Annotated in this window: 18 protein-coding genes; 9 read left to right on the top strand and 9 right to left on the bottom strand. The window is 73.6% G+C overall.

Going from position 1 to position 15584, the window contains the following annotated elements; genetic code table 11:
• The first annotated feature begins 19 nt into the window (after positions 1 to 19).
• From Q0858_RS00980 to Q0858_RS00970, 3 genes are all read left to right on the top strand, one after another.
• Positions 20 to 892, top strand: a complete 873-nt coding sequence (locus Q0858_RS00980; RefSeq protein WP_299050089.1) for a glutamate ABC transporter substrate-binding protein — start codon at positions 20 to 22, stop codon at positions 890 to 892.
• A 109-nt stretch (positions 893 to 1001) separates the two neighbouring features.
• Positions 1002 to 1655 carry an amino acid ABC transporter permease gene (locus Q0858_RS00975; RefSeq protein ID WP_299050087.1) on the top strand — a complete coding sequence of 218 codons (654 nt, stop codon included), beginning with the start codon at positions 1002 to 1004 and terminating at the stop codon, positions 1653 to 1655.
• Complete coding sequence (locus tag Q0858_RS00970) at positions 1652 to 2536, top strand: amino acid ABC transporter permease (protein ID WP_299050085.1); 885 nt, start codon at positions 1652 to 1654, stop codon at positions 2534 to 2536. The genes Q0858_RS00975 and Q0858_RS00970 overlap by 4 nt, the downstream gene beginning before the upstream one ends.
• On the opposite strand, the gene Q0858_RS00965 is transcribed toward Q0858_RS00970, so the two are convergent.
• Positions 2533 to 3018, bottom strand: coding sequence for a hotdog fold domain-containing protein (locus tag Q0858_RS00965; protein WP_299050083.1), 486 nt, complete (start codon positions 3016 to 3018; stop codon positions 2533 to 2535). The two genes, Q0858_RS00970 and Q0858_RS00965, sit on opposite strands and share 4 nt — an antisense overlap.
• Positions 3019 to 3065: 47 nt before the next feature.
• On the opposite strand from Q0858_RS00965, the gene Q0858_RS00960 reads away from it, so the two are divergent.
• On the top strand, positions 3066 to 3923 hold the full coding sequence (locus Q0858_RS00960) for a patatin-like phospholipase family protein (RefSeq protein ID WP_299050082.1): 858 nt from the start codon (positions 3066 to 3068) through the stop codon (positions 3921 to 3923).
• A 147-nt stretch (positions 3924 to 4070) separates the two neighbouring features.
• Here Q0858_RS00960 and Q0858_RS00955 read toward each other — a convergent pair whose 3' ends face one another.
• Positions 4071 to 4457: a glyoxalase gene (locus Q0858_RS00955; protein WP_299050080.1), complete on the bottom strand. Its 387-nt coding sequence runs from the start codon at positions 4455 to 4457 to the stop codon at positions 4071 to 4073.
• A complete protein-coding gene (locus Q0858_RS00950) occupies positions 4454 to 5245 on the bottom strand; it encodes a trans-aconitate 2-methyltransferase (protein WP_299050078.1) in 792 nt (263 codons plus the stop codon). The genes Q0858_RS00955 and Q0858_RS00950 overlap by 4 nt, the downstream gene beginning before the upstream one ends.
• A 64-nt stretch (positions 5246 to 5309) precedes the next feature.
• Here Q0858_RS00950 and Q0858_RS00945 point away from each other — a divergent pair, with 64 nt between their 5' ends.
• Both Q0858_RS00945 and Q0858_RS00940 read left to right on the top strand, forming a co-directional pair.
• Complete coding sequence (locus Q0858_RS00945; protein ID WP_299050077.1) at positions 5310 to 5798, top strand: MarR family transcriptional regulator; 489 nt, start codon at positions 5310 to 5312, stop codon at positions 5796 to 5798.
• Positions 5799 to 5903: 105 nt separating this feature from the next.
• Positions 5904 to 6473 (top strand): hypothetical protein, encoded by a 570-nt coding sequence (locus Q0858_RS00940; protein WP_299050075.1) that lies wholly within the window; start codon positions 5904 to 5906, stop codon positions 6471 to 6473.
• A 25-nt stretch (positions 6474 to 6498) separates the two neighbouring features.
• Here the strand turns inward: Q0858_RS00940 and Q0858_RS00935 are convergent, their stop codons facing one another.
• From Q0858_RS00935 to Q0858_RS00910, 6 genes are all read right to left on the bottom strand, one after another.
• On the bottom strand, positions 6499 to 8301 hold the full coding sequence (locus tag Q0858_RS00935; protein ID WP_299050074.1) for an ABC-F family ATP-binding cassette domain-containing protein: 1803 nt from the start codon (positions 8299 to 8301) through the stop codon (positions 6499 to 6501).
• Positions 8298 to 9263 carry a 4-(cytidine 5'-diphospho)-2-C-methyl-D-erythritol kinase gene (locus Q0858_RS00930; protein ID WP_299050073.1) on the bottom strand — a complete coding sequence of 322 codons (966 nt, stop codon included), beginning with the start codon at positions 9261 to 9263 and terminating at the stop codon, positions 8298 to 8300. Before Q0858_RS00930 ends, Q0858_RS00935 begins: the two co-directional genes overlap by 4 nt.
• The gene (gene rsmA, locus Q0858_RS00925; protein ID WP_299050071.1) at positions 9260 to 10150 is read right to left on the bottom strand and encodes a 16S rRNA (adenine(1518)-N(6)/adenine(1519)-N(6))-dimethyltransferase RsmA; all 891 of its coding nucleotides are present in this window, start codon (positions 10148 to 10150) and stop codon (positions 9260 to 9262) included. The genes Q0858_RS00930 and rsmA overlap by 4 nt, the downstream gene beginning before the upstream one ends.
• A 31-nt stretch (positions 10151 to 10181) precedes the next feature.
• Positions 10182 to 11393: a resuscitation-promoting factor gene (locus tag Q0858_RS00920; protein ID WP_299050070.1), complete on the bottom strand. Its 1212-nt coding sequence runs from the start codon at positions 11391 to 11393 to the stop codon at positions 10182 to 10184.
• Between the two features lie 496 nt (positions 11394 to 11889).
• Positions 11890 to 12738 carry a TatD family hydrolase gene (locus Q0858_RS00915; RefSeq protein WP_299050068.1) on the bottom strand — a complete coding sequence of 283 codons (849 nt, stop codon included), beginning with the start codon at positions 12736 to 12738 and terminating at the stop codon, positions 11890 to 11892.
• The gene (locus Q0858_RS00910; protein WP_299050066.1) at positions 12735 to 13577 is read right to left on the bottom strand and encodes an alpha/beta fold hydrolase; all 843 of its coding nucleotides are present in this window, start codon (positions 13575 to 13577) and stop codon (positions 12735 to 12737) included. Before Q0858_RS00910 ends, Q0858_RS00915 begins: the two co-directional genes overlap by 4 nt.
• Before the next feature lie 103 nt (positions 13578 to 13680).
• Here Q0858_RS00910 and Q0858_RS00905 point away from each other — a divergent pair, with 103 nt between their 5' ends.
• Genes Q0858_RS00905 through Q0858_RS00895 form a run of 3 tightly spaced genes read left to right on the top strand, consistent with a single transcriptional unit; the run spans position 13681 to position 15571 of the window.
• A complete protein-coding gene (locus Q0858_RS00905) occupies positions 13681 to 13920 on the top strand; it encodes a sigma factor (RefSeq protein ID WP_299050063.1) in 240 nt (79 codons plus the stop codon).
• The gene (locus Q0858_RS00900) at positions 13911 to 14471 is read left to right on the top strand and encodes a SigE family RNA polymerase sigma factor (RefSeq protein ID WP_299050062.1); all 561 of its coding nucleotides are present in this window, start codon (positions 13911 to 13913) and stop codon (positions 14469 to 14471) included. Before Q0858_RS00905 ends, Q0858_RS00900 begins: the two co-directional genes overlap by 10 nt.
• Positions 14468 to 15571, top strand: coding sequence for a hypothetical protein (locus tag Q0858_RS00895; protein WP_299050059.1), 1104 nt, complete (start codon positions 14468 to 14470; stop codon positions 15569 to 15571). The genes Q0858_RS00900 and Q0858_RS00895 overlap by 4 nt, the downstream gene beginning before the upstream one ends.
• Positions 15572 to 15584: the final 13 nt, after the last annotated feature.

Below are 15584 nucleotides of genomic sequence, written 5' to 3'. Positions count from 1 at the left end.
AGGGAGACAGCAGATGCGCATGACTCGGATCAAGGTGGCCGCGGTCGCCGCCGGCCTCGCCATGGTGGCGGCCGGCTGCGGCGACGCGGGCAGCAGCGGCGGGGAGACCCGCGACGTGGAGGCCGACGAGAACGCGGAGTTCGAGTCGGGCACCCGCATGGCGGAGCTGAACGAGCAGGGCTCGATCAAGATCGGCGTGAAGTTCGACCAGCCCGGCATCGGGTTCAAGGGCGCCTCCGAGGACGAGCCCGTCGGCTTCGACGTCGAGATCGGCAAGATCCTCGCCGCCGACCTCGGCATCGCGCCGGAGGACATCGAGTGGGTCGAGACCATCTCCGACAACCGCGAGCCCTTCCTCGAGGAGGGCGAGGTCGACCTCGTCGTGGCGTCGTACTCGATCACCGAGGAGCGCCGTCAGGTCGTCGGCCAGGCCGGCCCCTACTACGAGACCGGTCAGCAGCTGCTGGTCCGCTCCGACTCCGACATCTCGACCGTCGAGGACATCAAGGGCACCGAGGTCTGCTCGGTGACCGGCTCGACGTCGCTGGAGAACATCGAGGCCGAGGGCGCGACGGCGCGCGGCTTCGACACCTACTCCGAGTGCGTCGACCAGGTGCTCAACGGCAGCCTCGACGCGATGACGACCGACGGCGCCATCCTGCTGGGCTACGCCGCCGAGGACCCCGACAACCTCAAGGTCGTCGTGGAGCCCTTCTCCGAGGAGCGGTACGGCGTGGGCTACTCGAAGGACGCGCCCGAGATGTGCGACTTCATCAACGACAGCCTCGAGACCGCGGCCGAGGACGGCTCCTACGACGAGGCGTTCGAGATCACCCTGGGCGAGTCGGGCGTCGAGACGCCCGAGCTGCCCGCGCTCGACCCCTGCGCCTGACGCAGGACTGACCGACCGAGCGGTGCGGGGCGGCCTCACGGCCGCCCCGCACTCCTCTGAGCACCGACCCGACCACCGCACCACCCCGCGACGCTAGGAAGGAGGGCCCGTGGAGGACATCGTCTCGAACTTCGACCTCGTGCTGAGCGGCTTCTGGATCACCCTCCAGCTCGCGTTCTGGTCCGCACTGGGCTCCCTGGTCATCGGCGCCCTGCTGGTGGCGATGCGCGTCGGACCGGTCCGCGTGCTGGCGCTCTTCGCGACGTCGTACGTCAACATCGTGCGGAACACGCCGCTGCTGGTGATCTTCATCCTCGTCTTCGCGGGGTTCCCGGCCCTCGACCTGCTGGTCGGCACGCCGTTCCTGGTCAAGGGCATCGTCACGATGACGATCTACACCTCGCCGTTCGTCTGCGAGGCCCTGCGCGCCGGGGTGAACTCGGTGCAGCTCGGCCAGGCCGAGGCGGCCCGCGCGATCGGCATGACCTTCGGCCAGACCATGACGCAGGTCGTGCTGCCGCAAGCCGTCCGCGCCAGCGTCCCGCCGCTGACCAGCGTCATCATCGCGATGACCAAGAACACCTCGATCGCCGCGGTGTTCGGTCTCGCCGAGGCGACCGCCCGGATGCGCGGCTTCACCAACAACAACGCCGACGACCGGATCCTGATCTTCCTCGTGTTCGCCCTCGGCTACATCGTCATCGTCGAGGCCATCTCCGGCGCCTCGTGGCTGCTGGAGCGTCGCTGGAGGACCGTCCGATGAGCCGCGGCACCTCCGTCCTCTTCGACGTCCCCGGCCCGCGCACCCGGCTGCGCCACCGCATCTACGACGTCGCGGCCCTCGTGCTGCTCGTCGTGGGCCTCGTCGGCCTCTACTTCTTCCTCGACGCCAAGGGCCAGCTGACCTACGAGGACTGGGAGCCGTTCGTCACCCCCGAGTTCATGGTCGCGCTCGGCGAGGGCTGGATCACCACGATCCAGATGGCGCTGACCGCCGTCCTGCTGGCGCTCGTCTTCGGTGTCGTGCTCGGTGTCGGCAAGCTGTCGGACCACCGGTGGGTGCGACTGCCGTCCGCACTGGTCGTCGAGTTCTTCCGCGCCGTCCCGCTGCTGCTGCTGATCGTCTTCATCTTCCTGACGTACGGCGTCGGCGGGGGCATCGGCTCGTACTGGTCCGTCGTGATCGGCCTGATGCTCTACAACGGCTCGGTGCTGGCGGAGATCTTCCGCGCCGGCATCAACGCCCTCCCGCCCGGCCAGGCGGAGGCGGCGTACGCCGTGGGCATGCGCAAGACGCAGGTGATGACGACGATCCTGCTGCCGCAGGCCGTGAAGATCATGATCCCGGCGATCATCAGCCAGTGCGTCGTGGCGCTGAAGGACACCAGCCTCGGCTTCTACGTCCTCGCGCCGGGTCTCACGGCGGTCGGTCGGAGCATCTACACCGAGTTCCGCAACCAGTTCCAGACCGTGCTGGTGCTGGCGCTGATGTACATCGTCACCAACTTCATCCTGACCCTGATCGCGACCTGGGTGCAGAAGCGGTACGTCGGGGAGCGCGACCAGCTGCAGGTCGGCGCGGCGGGGCTGTCGGACCAGGACACCGGGCTGGCCGACGCCGGCACCCGCCACGGCCAGGTCTAGACGGTCGCCGTCTCCGCGGCGCGCTTGCGCGGCGTCACCCACAGCCGGATCACGCCCTCGATCACCACGGTGCCGTCGTCCCGGACGCCGCGGACCCGGACCGGCACGTCGGGGTCCGACCCGGCCCAGGCCGCGGCGTCGGTCTCGGCGACGCAGGTGATGTCCGAGGTCGCCTTCGCGGTGTAGGAGACCTCCATCCCCTTGGGGATCCACCGCTTGTCCGCCGGGATGGTCGCCTCGGCGAGCGCCCCCATCGCGGCCTCGAGCCCGTTGCAGAGCGCGATCGCGTGGACGGTGCCGAGGTGGTTGTGCACACCGCGCCGCTTCGGCACGACGAGCTCGGCCCGGTTCGGCTCGAGCACCGTGAACCGCGGCCGCACGGTCGCGAAGTACGGCGCCTTCCGGGCGAAGGCGAACGAGAACACCCTCGCCCCCAGGGGCAGCGGCGAGAGCTTGCTCCACATGGTCAGCACCTGGCTCATGGCGCGTACATTACTCACGAGTAACCACCGACGATCGAGGAGACAGCATGGCGGGCACACCCGGACGGTCACGAGGTCTCGTCCTCGGCGGCGGAGGCATCACCGGGATCGCCTGGGAGACCGGCCTGCTGGCCGGGCTGCTCGAGCACGGCGTCGACCTCACGAGTGCGGACGTCGTCGTCGGCACGTCCGCCGGCTCCGTCGTCGGGGCCCAGCTGACCAGCGGCACCACGCTCGCCGACCTGTACGCCGAGCAGGTCCCCGACGTCCTCGACGCGCCGACCCCGCCGTCGTTCGGGCTGCCGGTCGTGGCCGGGGCGGGCCTGGCGGTGCTGCGCGCCCGCGGGGACGTCGAGAAGCTCGGCCGCCACCTCGGCGCGTGGGCGGTCCGGCGGACGAGGCGGGGCAGCACCCCGCCGCTCGAGGAGCGGCTGCAGGTCATCGGCGAGCGGCTGCCGTCGACCGACTGGCCGACCGCCGCGGACCTCCGCATCGCCGTGGTCGACGCGACCACCGGCACCCGGCGGGTGCTCGACCGGGACGCCGGCGTCCCGCTGCTCGACGCGGTGGCCGCGAGCTGCGCCGTCCCCGGGGTCTACCCGCCCGTCCCGATCGACGGGCGGCCGCACGTCGACGGCGGCGCGCACTCGGCCGTCAACGCCGACCTGGCGCGCGACTGCGACCTCGTGGTCGCCGTCGCCCCCATCGCGAAGGGGCTGGGACCGATGCAGAACCCGTACCAGCAGCTCGAGGGCCACCCGCACCTCGTCGTCCGCCCGGACGACGCCTCACGGACCGCGATCGGCAAGAACGTCCTCGACCTCGCCGCCCGCGGCGCCTCCGCCCGCGCGGGGCACGCCCAGGCCGCCGCCGTCGTCGATCAGGTGCGAGAGCTCTGGGGGTAGACGCCGCCGGCCCAACCCCTGGAACGGGCGCACCACGGTCTCGACGACGCGCGCTCGCTGCGCTCGCGTGCTGCTCGATCACCTGGGGACCGCTCGCGTGCTGCTCGAGCACCTGGGGACGCGCTCGCGGGCTGCTCGCCCACCGGGTCACCCCGGGTCGGCGAGCAGCTCGACGCGGTTGCCGCGCCCCTCCCCCTGGCCGTCGAAGCAGTGGAAGCGGGTGAAGCCGGGGAAGGTGTCGCGCTCGCTGCGGTCCACCACGAAGCCGAGGGTCTCCAGCCGCTCCCCCACCACCTCCAGGGCGGCGACGCCGCCGACCACGAAGGCCGGGTGAGCCTTGGCGGCCGCGGCGAACGGGTCCTCGACGCCGACGTGGACCTCCGCGCCGCCCGGGTGCCGGAACCAGCAGCCGCCCCGCGCACGCAGCGGCTCCGGCTTCTCGACCTCGGTCATGCCCAGCCCGTCCGCCCAGAACCGGCGCGCGACGTCCTCGCCGCCGGGCGGGCAGCAGACCTGGACGTGGTGGTGCCTCACGCAGCGACCTCCCGGCGGTGGGCGACCACGAACACCCGGCGGAACGGCAGCACCACGCTGCCGTCGACACCGGGCGGGTAGGCCGCGCGCAACCGGGCGGCGTACTCGGCCTCGAACTCGGCCCGCAGGTCGTCCGGCAGGGCCTCCAGGGTGGGGCGCGCCCCCGTGCCGGAGACCCAGGTGAAGACGGGGTCCTCGCCGGTCAGGACGTGGAGGTACGTCGTCTCCCACGCGTCGACCTCGCAGCCGAGCGCGGACAGCGCCGCCAGGTAGACGGCCGGGTCGTGCGAGCTGGGGACGTCGACCCCGGCGGTGTGGGCGGCGTACGGCGGTCGCGCGGCCAGCTCGGCGCGGATCGTGTGGCTGGGCTCGCCGAAGTTCCCCGGCACCTGGAACGCCAGCCACCCCCCGGGCGCGACCCGGTCGACGAGGGACGGCAGCAGGTCGAGGTGCTCCGGCAGCCACTGCAGCACGGCATTCGACACCAGCACGTCGACGGGCTCCGGCGGCGTCCACTCCCGCAGGTCGGCGACCGCGACGTCCAGGCCGGGGACCTCGGCGCGGGCACGCTCGACCATCGCGGCGGAGGAGTCGAGGCCGGCGACCTCGGCGTCCGGCCAGCGGTCGATCAGCAGCCGGGTCAGGTTCCCCGGCCCGCAGCCCAGGTCGACGACGGTCCGCGGGGTTGCGGCGCCGACGCGGGCGAGCAGGTCGACGAAGGGCCGGCCCCGCTCGTCGGCGTACGTCAGGTAGCGGGCGGGGTCCCAGGTGTGTCCGGTGGTCGCCATGCCGACACCCTGCGTCCGATTTATCTTGATGTCAAGATTCTCGACCATGACTTACAGTGGACCGATGGTCCGGGACGAGGTCGACGAGCTGGTCGAGGCGTGGGCGCGCGAGCGCGGCGACCTCGACCTCGCGCCCGTCGAGGTCTTCAGCCGCATCTCGCGGCTGGCCCGCCGCCTGGACCTCGCGCGCCGTGAGGCCTTCGCCGAGCGGGACGTGGAGTCCTGGGAGTTCGACGTGCTCGCGGCCCTCCGCCGCGCGGGTGCGCCGTACGAGCTGTCACCGGGGCGCCTGCTGCGCGAGACGCTGGTGACCAGCGGCACCATGACCAACCGCGTCGACCGGCTCGTGTCCCGCGGCCTGGTCGAGCGCCTCCCCGACCCCCGCGACCGTCGCGGGGTCCTGGTGCGGCTCACCGTGGAGGGCAAGACCGTCGTGGACGGGGCGTTCGAGGCCCTCCTCGCCGCCGAGCAGGGCTTCCTGTCGGGTCTCGAGGACGACGACCGCAGCCGCCTCGCCCACCTGCTGCGGACCCTGCTCGCCCCCTTCGGCTGAGCCCGCCCAGCCCTGCGACCCGGTGCTGACACCGGCCCAGACCATCTGGACGGCGTCCCCCGGAGGTCCTAGCGTCGTTGCACCCACCACGCGAGGAGCCCGCCGATGACCGTCCGCACCCTCGCCGCCACCGCGCTGGCGGCCACCACCGTCCTCGCGCTGGCCGCCCCCGCGGTCGCCGACTCCGAGACCGTCGCCGACCGGCGCGGCGACACCGTCGGCACGGGCATGGGTCCTCGGGGGCTCAACCCACCGCCGGCCAAGCGGGCGGACGTCGTCCGCACCGTCGGGGAGCACGAGGACCGCCGGGTGACCCTCCGCGTCACCGTCGCCGACCTCGGGCCCGGCGCCTACCAGGTGCAGGGTCGGGTGGTCACCGACGAGGCGACGTACACGTTCGTCGCGAACCGCTCCGGCGGCGTCCGGGAGGACTACGTCTCCCAGGACGACGTCGGGCCGGTCATGTGCGACGGCTACGAGGTGCTGCTCCAGCCGCGGCGGGACACGATGGTCCTGTCGGCCCCCCGCACCTGTCTCAGCCTGCCGACCTGGGTGCGCTTCGGGGTGAGGACCACCGCCACCGAGGACGGCATCACCCGCGCGGACGACGCCCGCCGCGACGGCAACGGGAACCAGCCGGTCCGCATCGGCCAGCGGCGGCTGCGCCACAACTGACGCCACCGCGGGACCGGGGAGGCCGTCAGTCGACCAGCTCCCCGGCCTCGAGCCAGGCCTCCTCGACCTCGGCCTTCTCGGCCGACAGGGCGGCGAGCCGCTGCGAGATCCCGGTGAGGCGCTCGTGGTCGTGGGCGTGCTCGAGGACCTCGGCGTCGAGCGCGGCCTCGGCCTTCGCGATCCGCTCGAGCTGCCGCTCCAGGCGTGCCATGGTCTTGCGCGCCTCCCGCTCGGCGGCGCTGCCGGCCCGGGACCGCGGGGCGTCCGCCCCGTCCTGCCCGGTCTGCGCCGCCGCGGGGGCCGGGGCCGCCACGGGCGCCTCGACCGCACGCGCCGCGCGCCGCTCCAGGTACTCCTCCACGCCGCGGGGCAGCATCGAGATCGTCCCGTCGCCGAGGAGGGCCCAGATCGTGTCGGTGGTCCGCTCGAGGAAGTAGCGGTCGTGGGAGACCACGACGAGGGTGCCGGGCCAGCCGTCGAGGAAGTCCTCCAGGACCCGGAGGGTCTCGATGTCGAGGTCGTTGGTCGGCTCGTCGAGCAGCAGCACGTTGGGCTCGTCGAGCAGCAGCACCATCAGCTGCAGCCGGCGCCGCTCCCCACCGGACAGGTCCCCGATCCGCGTCGTGAGTCGGTCGCCGGTGAAGCCGAACCGCTCGAGCATCGCCGACCCGGTCACCGGGTCGTCGACCAGCTCGATGACGCGCTTCGCCGGGTCGAGGTCGTCGAGCTGCTGGGTCAGGTGCTGCAGCGCGACGGTGCGGCCCTGCCGGACCCGGCCGACCTGCGGCGGCAGCGTGCCGTCGAGCAGCCGCAGCACCGACGACTTGCCGGCACCGTTGACGCCGACGATGCCGATCCGGTCGCCGGGGCCGATCCGCCAGGTCGCGTGGTGCAGCAGCCGACGCTCCGCCGGCGGGTGGCCGCGGACGAGGTCGACGTCCTCGACGTCCAGGACGTCCTTGCCGAGCCGCTGGACGGCGAACCGCTCCAGCTCGAGCCGGTCCCGGGCGGGCGGCTCGTCCTCGATGAGGCGGTTCGCGGCCTCCACGCGGAACCGGGGCTTCGAGGTCCGCGCCGGCGGGCCGCGACGCAGCCAGGCCAGCTCCTTGCGGACCAGGTTGCGGCGGCGGGACTCGGACGCCTCGGCCTGCCGCTGCCGCTCGGCCCGGGCCAGCACGTACGCCGCGTAGCCGCCCTCGTAGGCGTCGACGGCGCCGTCGTGGACCTCCCAGGTGGTGGTGCAGACCGCGTCGAGAAACCACCGGTCGTGGGTGACGACCACGAGCGCGCCGCCGCCGGAGAAGCGGCCGACGAGGTGGCGCGCCAGCCAGTCCACGGCCTCCACGTCGAGGTGGTTGGTGGGCTCGTCGAGCACCAGCAGGTCGCTGCGGTCCAGCAGCAGCGCGGCCAGCGCGCAGCGGCGCCGCTCCCCGCCGGACAGGCCGGCGACCCCGCGGTCGAGCGAGATGCCGACGAGGAGCTCGGTGACGACCTCCCGGGTCCCGGACTCGGCCGCCCACTGGTGGTCGGCCTTGCCGCCCAGCACGGTCTCGCGCACCGTCGAGGCCTCGTCGAGGTCGTCGCCCTGGCGCAGGTAGCCGATCCGCAGGCCCCGGGGTCGTGAGACCCGCCCGCCGTCGGGGTCGACGAGGCCGGTGAGGACCTCCAGCAGCGTCGTCTTGCCGTCGCCGTTGCGGCCGACGATGCCGACGCGGTCGCCGGCGGCGACGCCGAGGGAGACGGAGGAGAGCAGGGGACGGACCCCGTAGGCGTGCGACACCCGTTCGAGGTTGACCAGGTTCGCTCCGCCGGACTGCGGTTGGCTCATCGGCGCTCGTAGGCGACCTGGTGCACACCGGGTGCCGGTCCGGTCGTGACGAGGACGGCGCCGTCCGCGCCGAGGTCGCCGGCGCGCGCCGGCTCGGTCTCCCGCAGCTCGGAGCAGACCGCGCGGGCCGCGTCGGCGTCCGCGCAGAGGAAGGCGCAGGTCGGGCCGGAGCCGGAGACCATGCCCCGGAGCGCTCCGGCGGCCTCGCCGCGCGAGACCAGCTCGGCCAGCCCGGGCCGCAGGTCGAAGGCCGCAGGCTCGAGGTCGTTGTGCAGGACGCGGGCCAGCTGGACCGGGTCACCGGAGTGGATGGCCCGCTCCACCCGGTCCGCCGGGGTCGGGCGTGCGGGCGCGGTCGGGAACAGCTCGTCGAAGCGGCGGTAGACCGCCGGGGTGGACAGGCCGTGGGTCGAGGTCACCAGCACCCACCACCAGGTGGAGCGGTCGTCGACGCGCTGCAGCACCTCCCCGCGGCCGGTGCCCCGCGCCGTACCCCCGAGGAGTGCGAAGGGGACGTCGCTGCCGAGGTCGGCGGCCACCCGCAGCAGGTCCTGGTCCTCCAGGTCGAGCCCCCAGAGCCGGTCGAGCGCGACGAGCGTGGCCGCGGCGTCCGCCGACCCCCCGGCGAGGCCACCGGCGACGGGGATCGACTTGTGGACGGCGACGCGGACGTCCGGGGCCCGCTGCTGCTCGCGGGCGAGGCGGGTGGCCGCGGCGTGGACGAGGTTGCGCCGGTCGAAGGGGACGTCGACGAGGTCGACGTGGTCGGAGCCGTCGAGGGTCAGGACGGGGCCGGACCCTGGCTCGCCGGTGGCCGCGGTGACGTCGTCGAAGAGCGACACGGCGTGGAAGACGGTGTCGATCGGGTGGTAGCCGTCGGCGCGGACCGCACCCACCCCGAGATGCAGGTTGATCTTCGCGGCCGCGCGGACCGTGAGCGTGCGGACGTCCCCCGTGGTCATCGCCGACCTCCCGCTTCCAGGCCCCCCATGGCCAGGTGCTCCGCCACGCGAGCGAAGTCCGTGACGGACAGTGTCTCACCCCGCACCCCGCCGTCCACTCCCGCGGCGGCGAGGGCGGCGTCCACGTCGGCGGCGGCCAGGCCGGCCCCGCGCAGGGCGGCCCGCAGGGTCTTGCGGCGCTGCGCGAAGGCCGCGTCGGTCACGGCGAACACGTCCTCCCGCGAGGCCGTCGTCGCCGGGGGGTCGGTGTGCTCCCAGGCCACCAGCCCCGACGACACGTGCGGGGCGGGCCAGAACACCTGGGCGCCGACCGTCCCGGCGCGCCGCGCCACCGCGTGCCAGGCGAGCTTGACCGACGGGACGCCGTACGTCTTGGAGCCGGGGGTCGCGACCAGGCGGTCGGCGACCTCGGACTGCACCATCACCATGCCGGTCCGCAGCGACGGCAACAGCGCCAGCAGGTGGAGCAGGACGGGGACGGCGACGTTGTACGGCAGGTTCGCCACCAGCGCGGTCGGCGGCGGGCCGGGCAGCTCGGTGAGGCGGAGCGCGTCGGCCTCGACGACCTCGAAGGCGTCGTCGGGCAGGTCGGGGGCGCGCTCGGCGACCGTCCCGGGCAGCAGTCCGGCCAGCGCGGGGTCGATCTCGACGGCCACCACCCGGCGGGCCTCGGCCAGCAGCGCGAGCGTCAGGGACCCGAGGCCGGGCCCGACCTCCAGGACGACGTCGTCGGGGCCGACGCCCGCCTCCCGCACGATGCGGCGGCAGGTGTTGGCGTCGACCACGAAGTTCTGGCCGCGCTGCTTGGTGGGCCGCAGGTCGATGGCGGCCGCCAGGGCCCGCACCTCCACCGGCCCCAGCAACCGGGGACCGGCGGAGGTGCTCATGACGTCATTCTGACGGGCGTGTCCCCGCGCACTACTGCGGGAGGCCGAGCGCGGACGAGCAGCCCGGCCACGAGCCGTAGCCGCCGGTGGCGTCGCGCAGGCGGGTCGCGACGGCGATCTGCGCCTCGCGGGAGTTGTCGCTGGGCAGCCCGGTGCCGCCGTACGCCTGCCAGGTGCCGAGGTTGAACTGCAGGCCGCCGTAGTAGCCGTTGCCGGTGTTGATCGCCCAGTTGCCGCCCGACTCGCACTGCGCGAGGGCGTCCCAGACGGTGCCGCCGTCGGCGTAGTTCTCCTCGACCGGCTCGGGCTCCGGCTCCTGGGTGCCGGTCACGACGATCTCGTCGACGGGCTCCTGGGTGACCTTGCTGCGCAGGACCTCGGTCTCGACGACCTTGCCGTTGCGCAGGGTGCGGCGGTAGACGACGTCGCGGGCGCCGGCGACGCCCTCCTGGACCGTCTCGGTCTCCTCGGTCGTCATGTCGTCGTCGGTGCGCTCGACGGTCTCGAAGTCGATCGCCTCGCCCTCGACCTTCTCCCGCTCGTAGTCGATGCGGGTCACCGTGATCGCGTCGCCGTCGGTGACCTCGGCGTCCAGCGCCGGCCTCACGACGTCGTGCTCGCCGATCTCGGCCTCGAGCTCGGTGAGGGCGTCCTGGACGGTCAGGGCGTTGACGGTCTTGGTGCGGGTCTTGGCCCCGCCCATGGTGACGTCGAGCTTCTTCGCGGTGACGACCTCGAGGGTCATGCCGCCGCGGTCGATCTGCGAGCCGCGGGACGCCGACAGCGCGGCGTCGCCGAAGCGGCCGCCGATCTGCTGGAGCGCGCTGGCGACGTCGGTCGCGGTCACCCAGTGGGTGGACTCCTCGCCGTCGACCACCATCTCCACGGGCCGGGCGTAGCGGACGGAGATCTCGCTGCCGTCGTCCACGGCGGTGTCGAGCTCGGGGGCGACCTGGTCGCGCTCGCCGACCTCGATGCCCTCGGCCTCGAGCACGTCACCGACGGTGCCGCCCATCGCGGAGACGTCACGGGGCTCGCCGTCGACCATCACGGTGACGTCCTTGGCCATCGCCGAGTAGCCGACGGTGGTGGCCACCACGGCGAGAGCGACGACCGTGGCCGTGCCGACCAGGGCGACGCGGCTGCCGAGGAGGCGCGCCAGGCGCTTCTTGCCGCTGGGGGTGCTGCTGGATGTCGTACCGGGGTTCGTGCTCGGGGCAGGGGTGTTCTCGGGGGAAACCACGGATCTCCGTACGTCGCGCTCTCCGGACCTCGGGCGCGTGCGCGACGTGGGGGACGACGCTCACGGGTGCAGGGGTGCTCCCGCGGGGAGGGAGCGGCCGCCCGATTCCGGCCAACAAGCACCCGACCATAGCGAGGCCGCGGGCGTGTGCCAATCCGAGGCGACTTGTCGACACGATCCCCCCGCCAGGGTTTTCGGGCACCTCACCCGATCTCGTGGCTCCTCAGGTGGTCGAGCAGCACGCGAGCGCGCGTCGTCGAGACCCTGCCCGCCACGCCCGGACGCCGAGGTCTCGACGGGCTCGACCACCGCGGGTCGTGGCCGTCGTACGGCCCACGGCCCGACCATCGGAGGTCGAGGTGCCCCGAGCCCTGGCGAGGGGCCACGAGACCCCGTGGGACGACCTTCTACCGCTCTCCCGGTGGTCGAGCAGCACGCGAGCGCAGCGAGCGCGCGTCGTCGAGACCCTGCCGACCTGCTCGACCACCGGGGCCCGTCAGCCCCAGGGGCCGCCGAAGGCGGTGTCGGTGGTCGCGTCGATGGCTGCGCAGAGGTCGCCGAGGTCGTCGCCGCGGACCTCGGCCATCGCCCGGACCGTGAGCGGGACGAGGGAGGAGGCGTTGGTGCGGCCCCGGTACGGCGTCGGGGTGAGGTACGGCGCGTCGGTCTCGACGAGCAGCCGGTCGCGGGGGACGACGGCGAGGGCGTCGCGCAGCGGCTGGGCGTTCTTGAACGTCACGGTCCCGGCGAACGACAGGAACGCGCCGCGGTCGAGGCAGCGGCGGGCGAAGTCGGCCTCCCCGGAGAAGCAGTGCATGACCCACCGCTCCGGCGCGCCTTCGGAGTCGATGACCTCGAGGATCTCGTCGTGGGTGTCCCGGTCGTGGATGACCAGCGTCCGGTCGAGGCGCTTGGCCAGGTCGACGTGGCGACGGAAGCTCTCGACCTGCGCGGCCCGGCCCTCGTCGCCAGTGCGGAAGGCGTCGAGGCCGGTCTCCCCCACCGCCCGCACCCGCGGGTGCGCGGCGAGCGCCTCGATCTCGGCGAGGGCCTCCTCGAGCCGGCCCTGCTCGGCGAGCAGCGGCGCCTCGTTGGGGTGCAGGGCGACGCCGGCGACGACGGCGTCGTACCGCTCGGCCGTCTCGACCGCCCACCGCGCGCCGGGCAGGTCGCAGCCGATCTGCACGATGCGGCTCACCCCGACCGCCGCGGCCTCCGCGAGCGCCTGCTCCACCGGGAGGGCGGTCTCGTCGCCGCGGCTGATGTCGAGGTGGCAGTGGTTGTCGACCACGGGATGGGGCAGCGGCTCCGGCGCCGGGGGCACGCCCTCGCGGGACGAACTCATCCGCCCACGCGCGCCAGGATCGCGTCGGCCACGGCCTCCGGGGCGTGCTCGGGCAGCCAGTGGCTGGGGCCCTCCAGCACGACGAACTCGTACGGCGCGTCGACGTACTGCGCGCTCGCCTCGGCCGCCGGGCGCCCGAGGGCGACGTCGCCGGTGCTCCAGACGTACGTCGTCGGGACGCGGACGGTGCGGCCCATCCCGCTGCCCGACGAGGTGAGCATCATCGGCATGGCGCGGTAGATCCCGAGGGCGCCCGGCAGGGCGCCGTACGCGACGACCTCGGTGCGGAACCGCTCGACGTCCTCGCGGGTCATCCCGCTGGCCCGCAGCAGCCCGTCGAAGCGCCGCGGGGCGCTGCCGGCGACCAGCTCGGGCAGGAGGGGGACCTGGAAGACGCCCATGTACCAGGACTTCCGCGCCTGCTCCTTCGTCCGCAGCGCGGCCTGGAAGGCGCGGGGGTGGGGCGTCGAGATGGCGGTGAGCGTGCGGGTCAGCTCCGGGTGCGCGCCGGCGAAGGACCACGCGTAGGCGCCGCCCCAGTCGTGGCCGACGACGTGGACGGGTCCGCCGACGGCGTCGACGAGCGCCTTCACGTCGCCGACCTGCTTGTCGAGGGAGTAGGCCCGGCGACCCTTCGGCCGGGCACCCGGCGAGTAGCCACGCAGGTCCGGGGCGAGGGTGCGGTAGCCGGCCGCGTGCAGCCGCGGGACGACGTCGCGCCACGAGGTGTACCGCTGCGGGAAGCCGTGGAGCAGCACCACGACGTCCCCGTCCTCGGGTCCCTCGTCGGCGACGTCGAACCGCAGGTCGTCGTGGGCGAAGGCGCGTACCCGGCTCATGGGCTGACCCTAGGCCGCGGGCCACCGAACCTTCCCGGGTGTCCGTGCGTCCTGATCTGATGAGCGCGACCCGCCGGGGCCGCCGTGGATCGAGGAGGGGCGGATGGAGCTGCCGAGGGGGCGGCGACGACGCGACAGCGCGGCGTTCGCCGAGTTCGTGCAGGCGCGGTCGCGGGCGTTGCACCGGGCGGCGTACCTGCTCGTCGGGCGGCGCGGCCTCGCCGAGGATCTGGTGCAGGAGACGCTGGTCAAGACGTACGTTGGTCAGCTGACCGAACCTTTCCGTCCCCCGATGCGCCTGAGTGGTGTGATCGGGGGACGGAAGGGGTCGACATGGGGCTGACGCTGCGGCGCGGCGGGCGCGACAAGGACGCGTTCACCGAGTTCGTGCGCGCCCGGTCGGCGGTGCTGCGCGGGACGGCGTACCTGCTGGTCGGGCGCCGCTCGCTCGCCGACGACCTGGTGCAGGAGGCGCTGGTCGCGACGTACGTCGCCTGGCCCCGGCTGCGGGACCCGCGCAACGCAGAGGCGTACGCCCGCCGGGTGATGGCCACGACCGTCGTGTCGTGGTCGCGGCGCCGGTCGTGGCACGAGCAGCCCACCGACGAGGTGCCCGAGCGTGTCGGCGGCTCCGCGGTCGACACCCTCGCCGAGCGCGACGCGATGTGGGCGGCGGTGCAGGCGCTCCCCGCGCGGCAGCGGGCGGCGTTGGTGCTCCGCTACTACGAGGACCTCACCGTCGCGCAGACCGCGGCGGCGCTCGACTGCGCGCCGGGGACCGTGAAGAGCCAGGTCAGCGCTGCGCTCGCGAACCTCCGCGATCACCTGGGCGAGGAGCACCCGCTCCTCGTCGACGAGCTGGGACGACGAGCCGGACAGGCGGGTGTGCGATGACCGACGTGCTGCGGGAGACGCTCGAGGAGCGGGGACGCGCCACGCCCTGGGAGGACGTCGACGCGCTCGTCGCCGCCGGTGACCGTCGGGTACGGCGCCGCCGCGTCGCCGGGGTGGTCGCCGTGGCGGCCGTGGTCGCTGTGCTCGCGGTGGTCACACCGATCGCGCTGGGTGGCCTCGGCCAGGACCGCACCCAGGTCGCCTCGGAGGCCTTCGACCCCTCCGCGCCGTCATGGGCCGTCGACGGGCTGGTGCACGTGGGCGACCTCGAGGTCGATCTGGGCGAGCAGCCGGGCGCGTACGTCCTCACCGACGCGGGGATCGTCTGGATCGACGCCGCGTACGACGTCCGACTCACCGACCCGACCGGGGACACCGAGCGCATCGGCTCCTCGACCGACCCGGCGGCGGTCGCGCTGGTCACGGACGGTCGCTACGTCGCGTGGCTCGACCGGGACGAGGAGGAGTTCTTCGGTTACGACACGGCGGCGGGCAAGGTAGCAGGGACGACCCGGTACGAAGAAGCTCCCCGGAGCACTGGTGCCGAGCTGCCCCAACTCATCGCCCTGGACGAAGGCCGGTTGTGGACCTACAACCCGATCGCGAATGAGAACGTGGCCTCCGACCTCTCGGTCCCGGGCAGCCCACAGGTGGCGGGCCTCTCCTACGGCCGCCAGGCTGCGCTCGACGTCTCCGCCGGGCGCACCGCCATCTCGGCCTCCAAAGAGTCGGTGGAAGTCATGCCTCTTGTGGAGGGCCCCACGCGCACCGTGCCCGGTCGAGACGGCGCGATCCTCTCCCCCGACGCCACTTATGTCGTGACCCAGCCACGTCAGGACTTCGAGGTCTTCGAGGTCGAGACCGGTGTCCGCGTGTTGCGACTGGACGAGGATGAATCGTTGGCACCTCTCCGCTGGCTCAGCGATCGCACCCTCGAGGCGCTCGCTGTCGATCCCGTGGGGGACGAGCCGGTCGACGTCGTCACGTGCTTCGTCCCCCGTGGAACCTGCGAGACGGTCGCCGAGGACGTGGCGCCGTCGTACACCGACCTCACGATGGGCGACGGGATCTACTCCTACGACACCACCACCGTGCAGTGAGGGCGGAGGATCC

This window comes from uncultured Nocardioides sp. (genome assembly GCF_947489365.1).
In the GTDB taxonomy this organism is placed as follows: domain Bacteria; phylum Actinomycetota; class Actinomycetes; order Propionibacteriales; family Nocardioidaceae; genus Nocardioides.
This window is presented reverse-complemented; position numbering and strand designations above follow the sequence as displayed.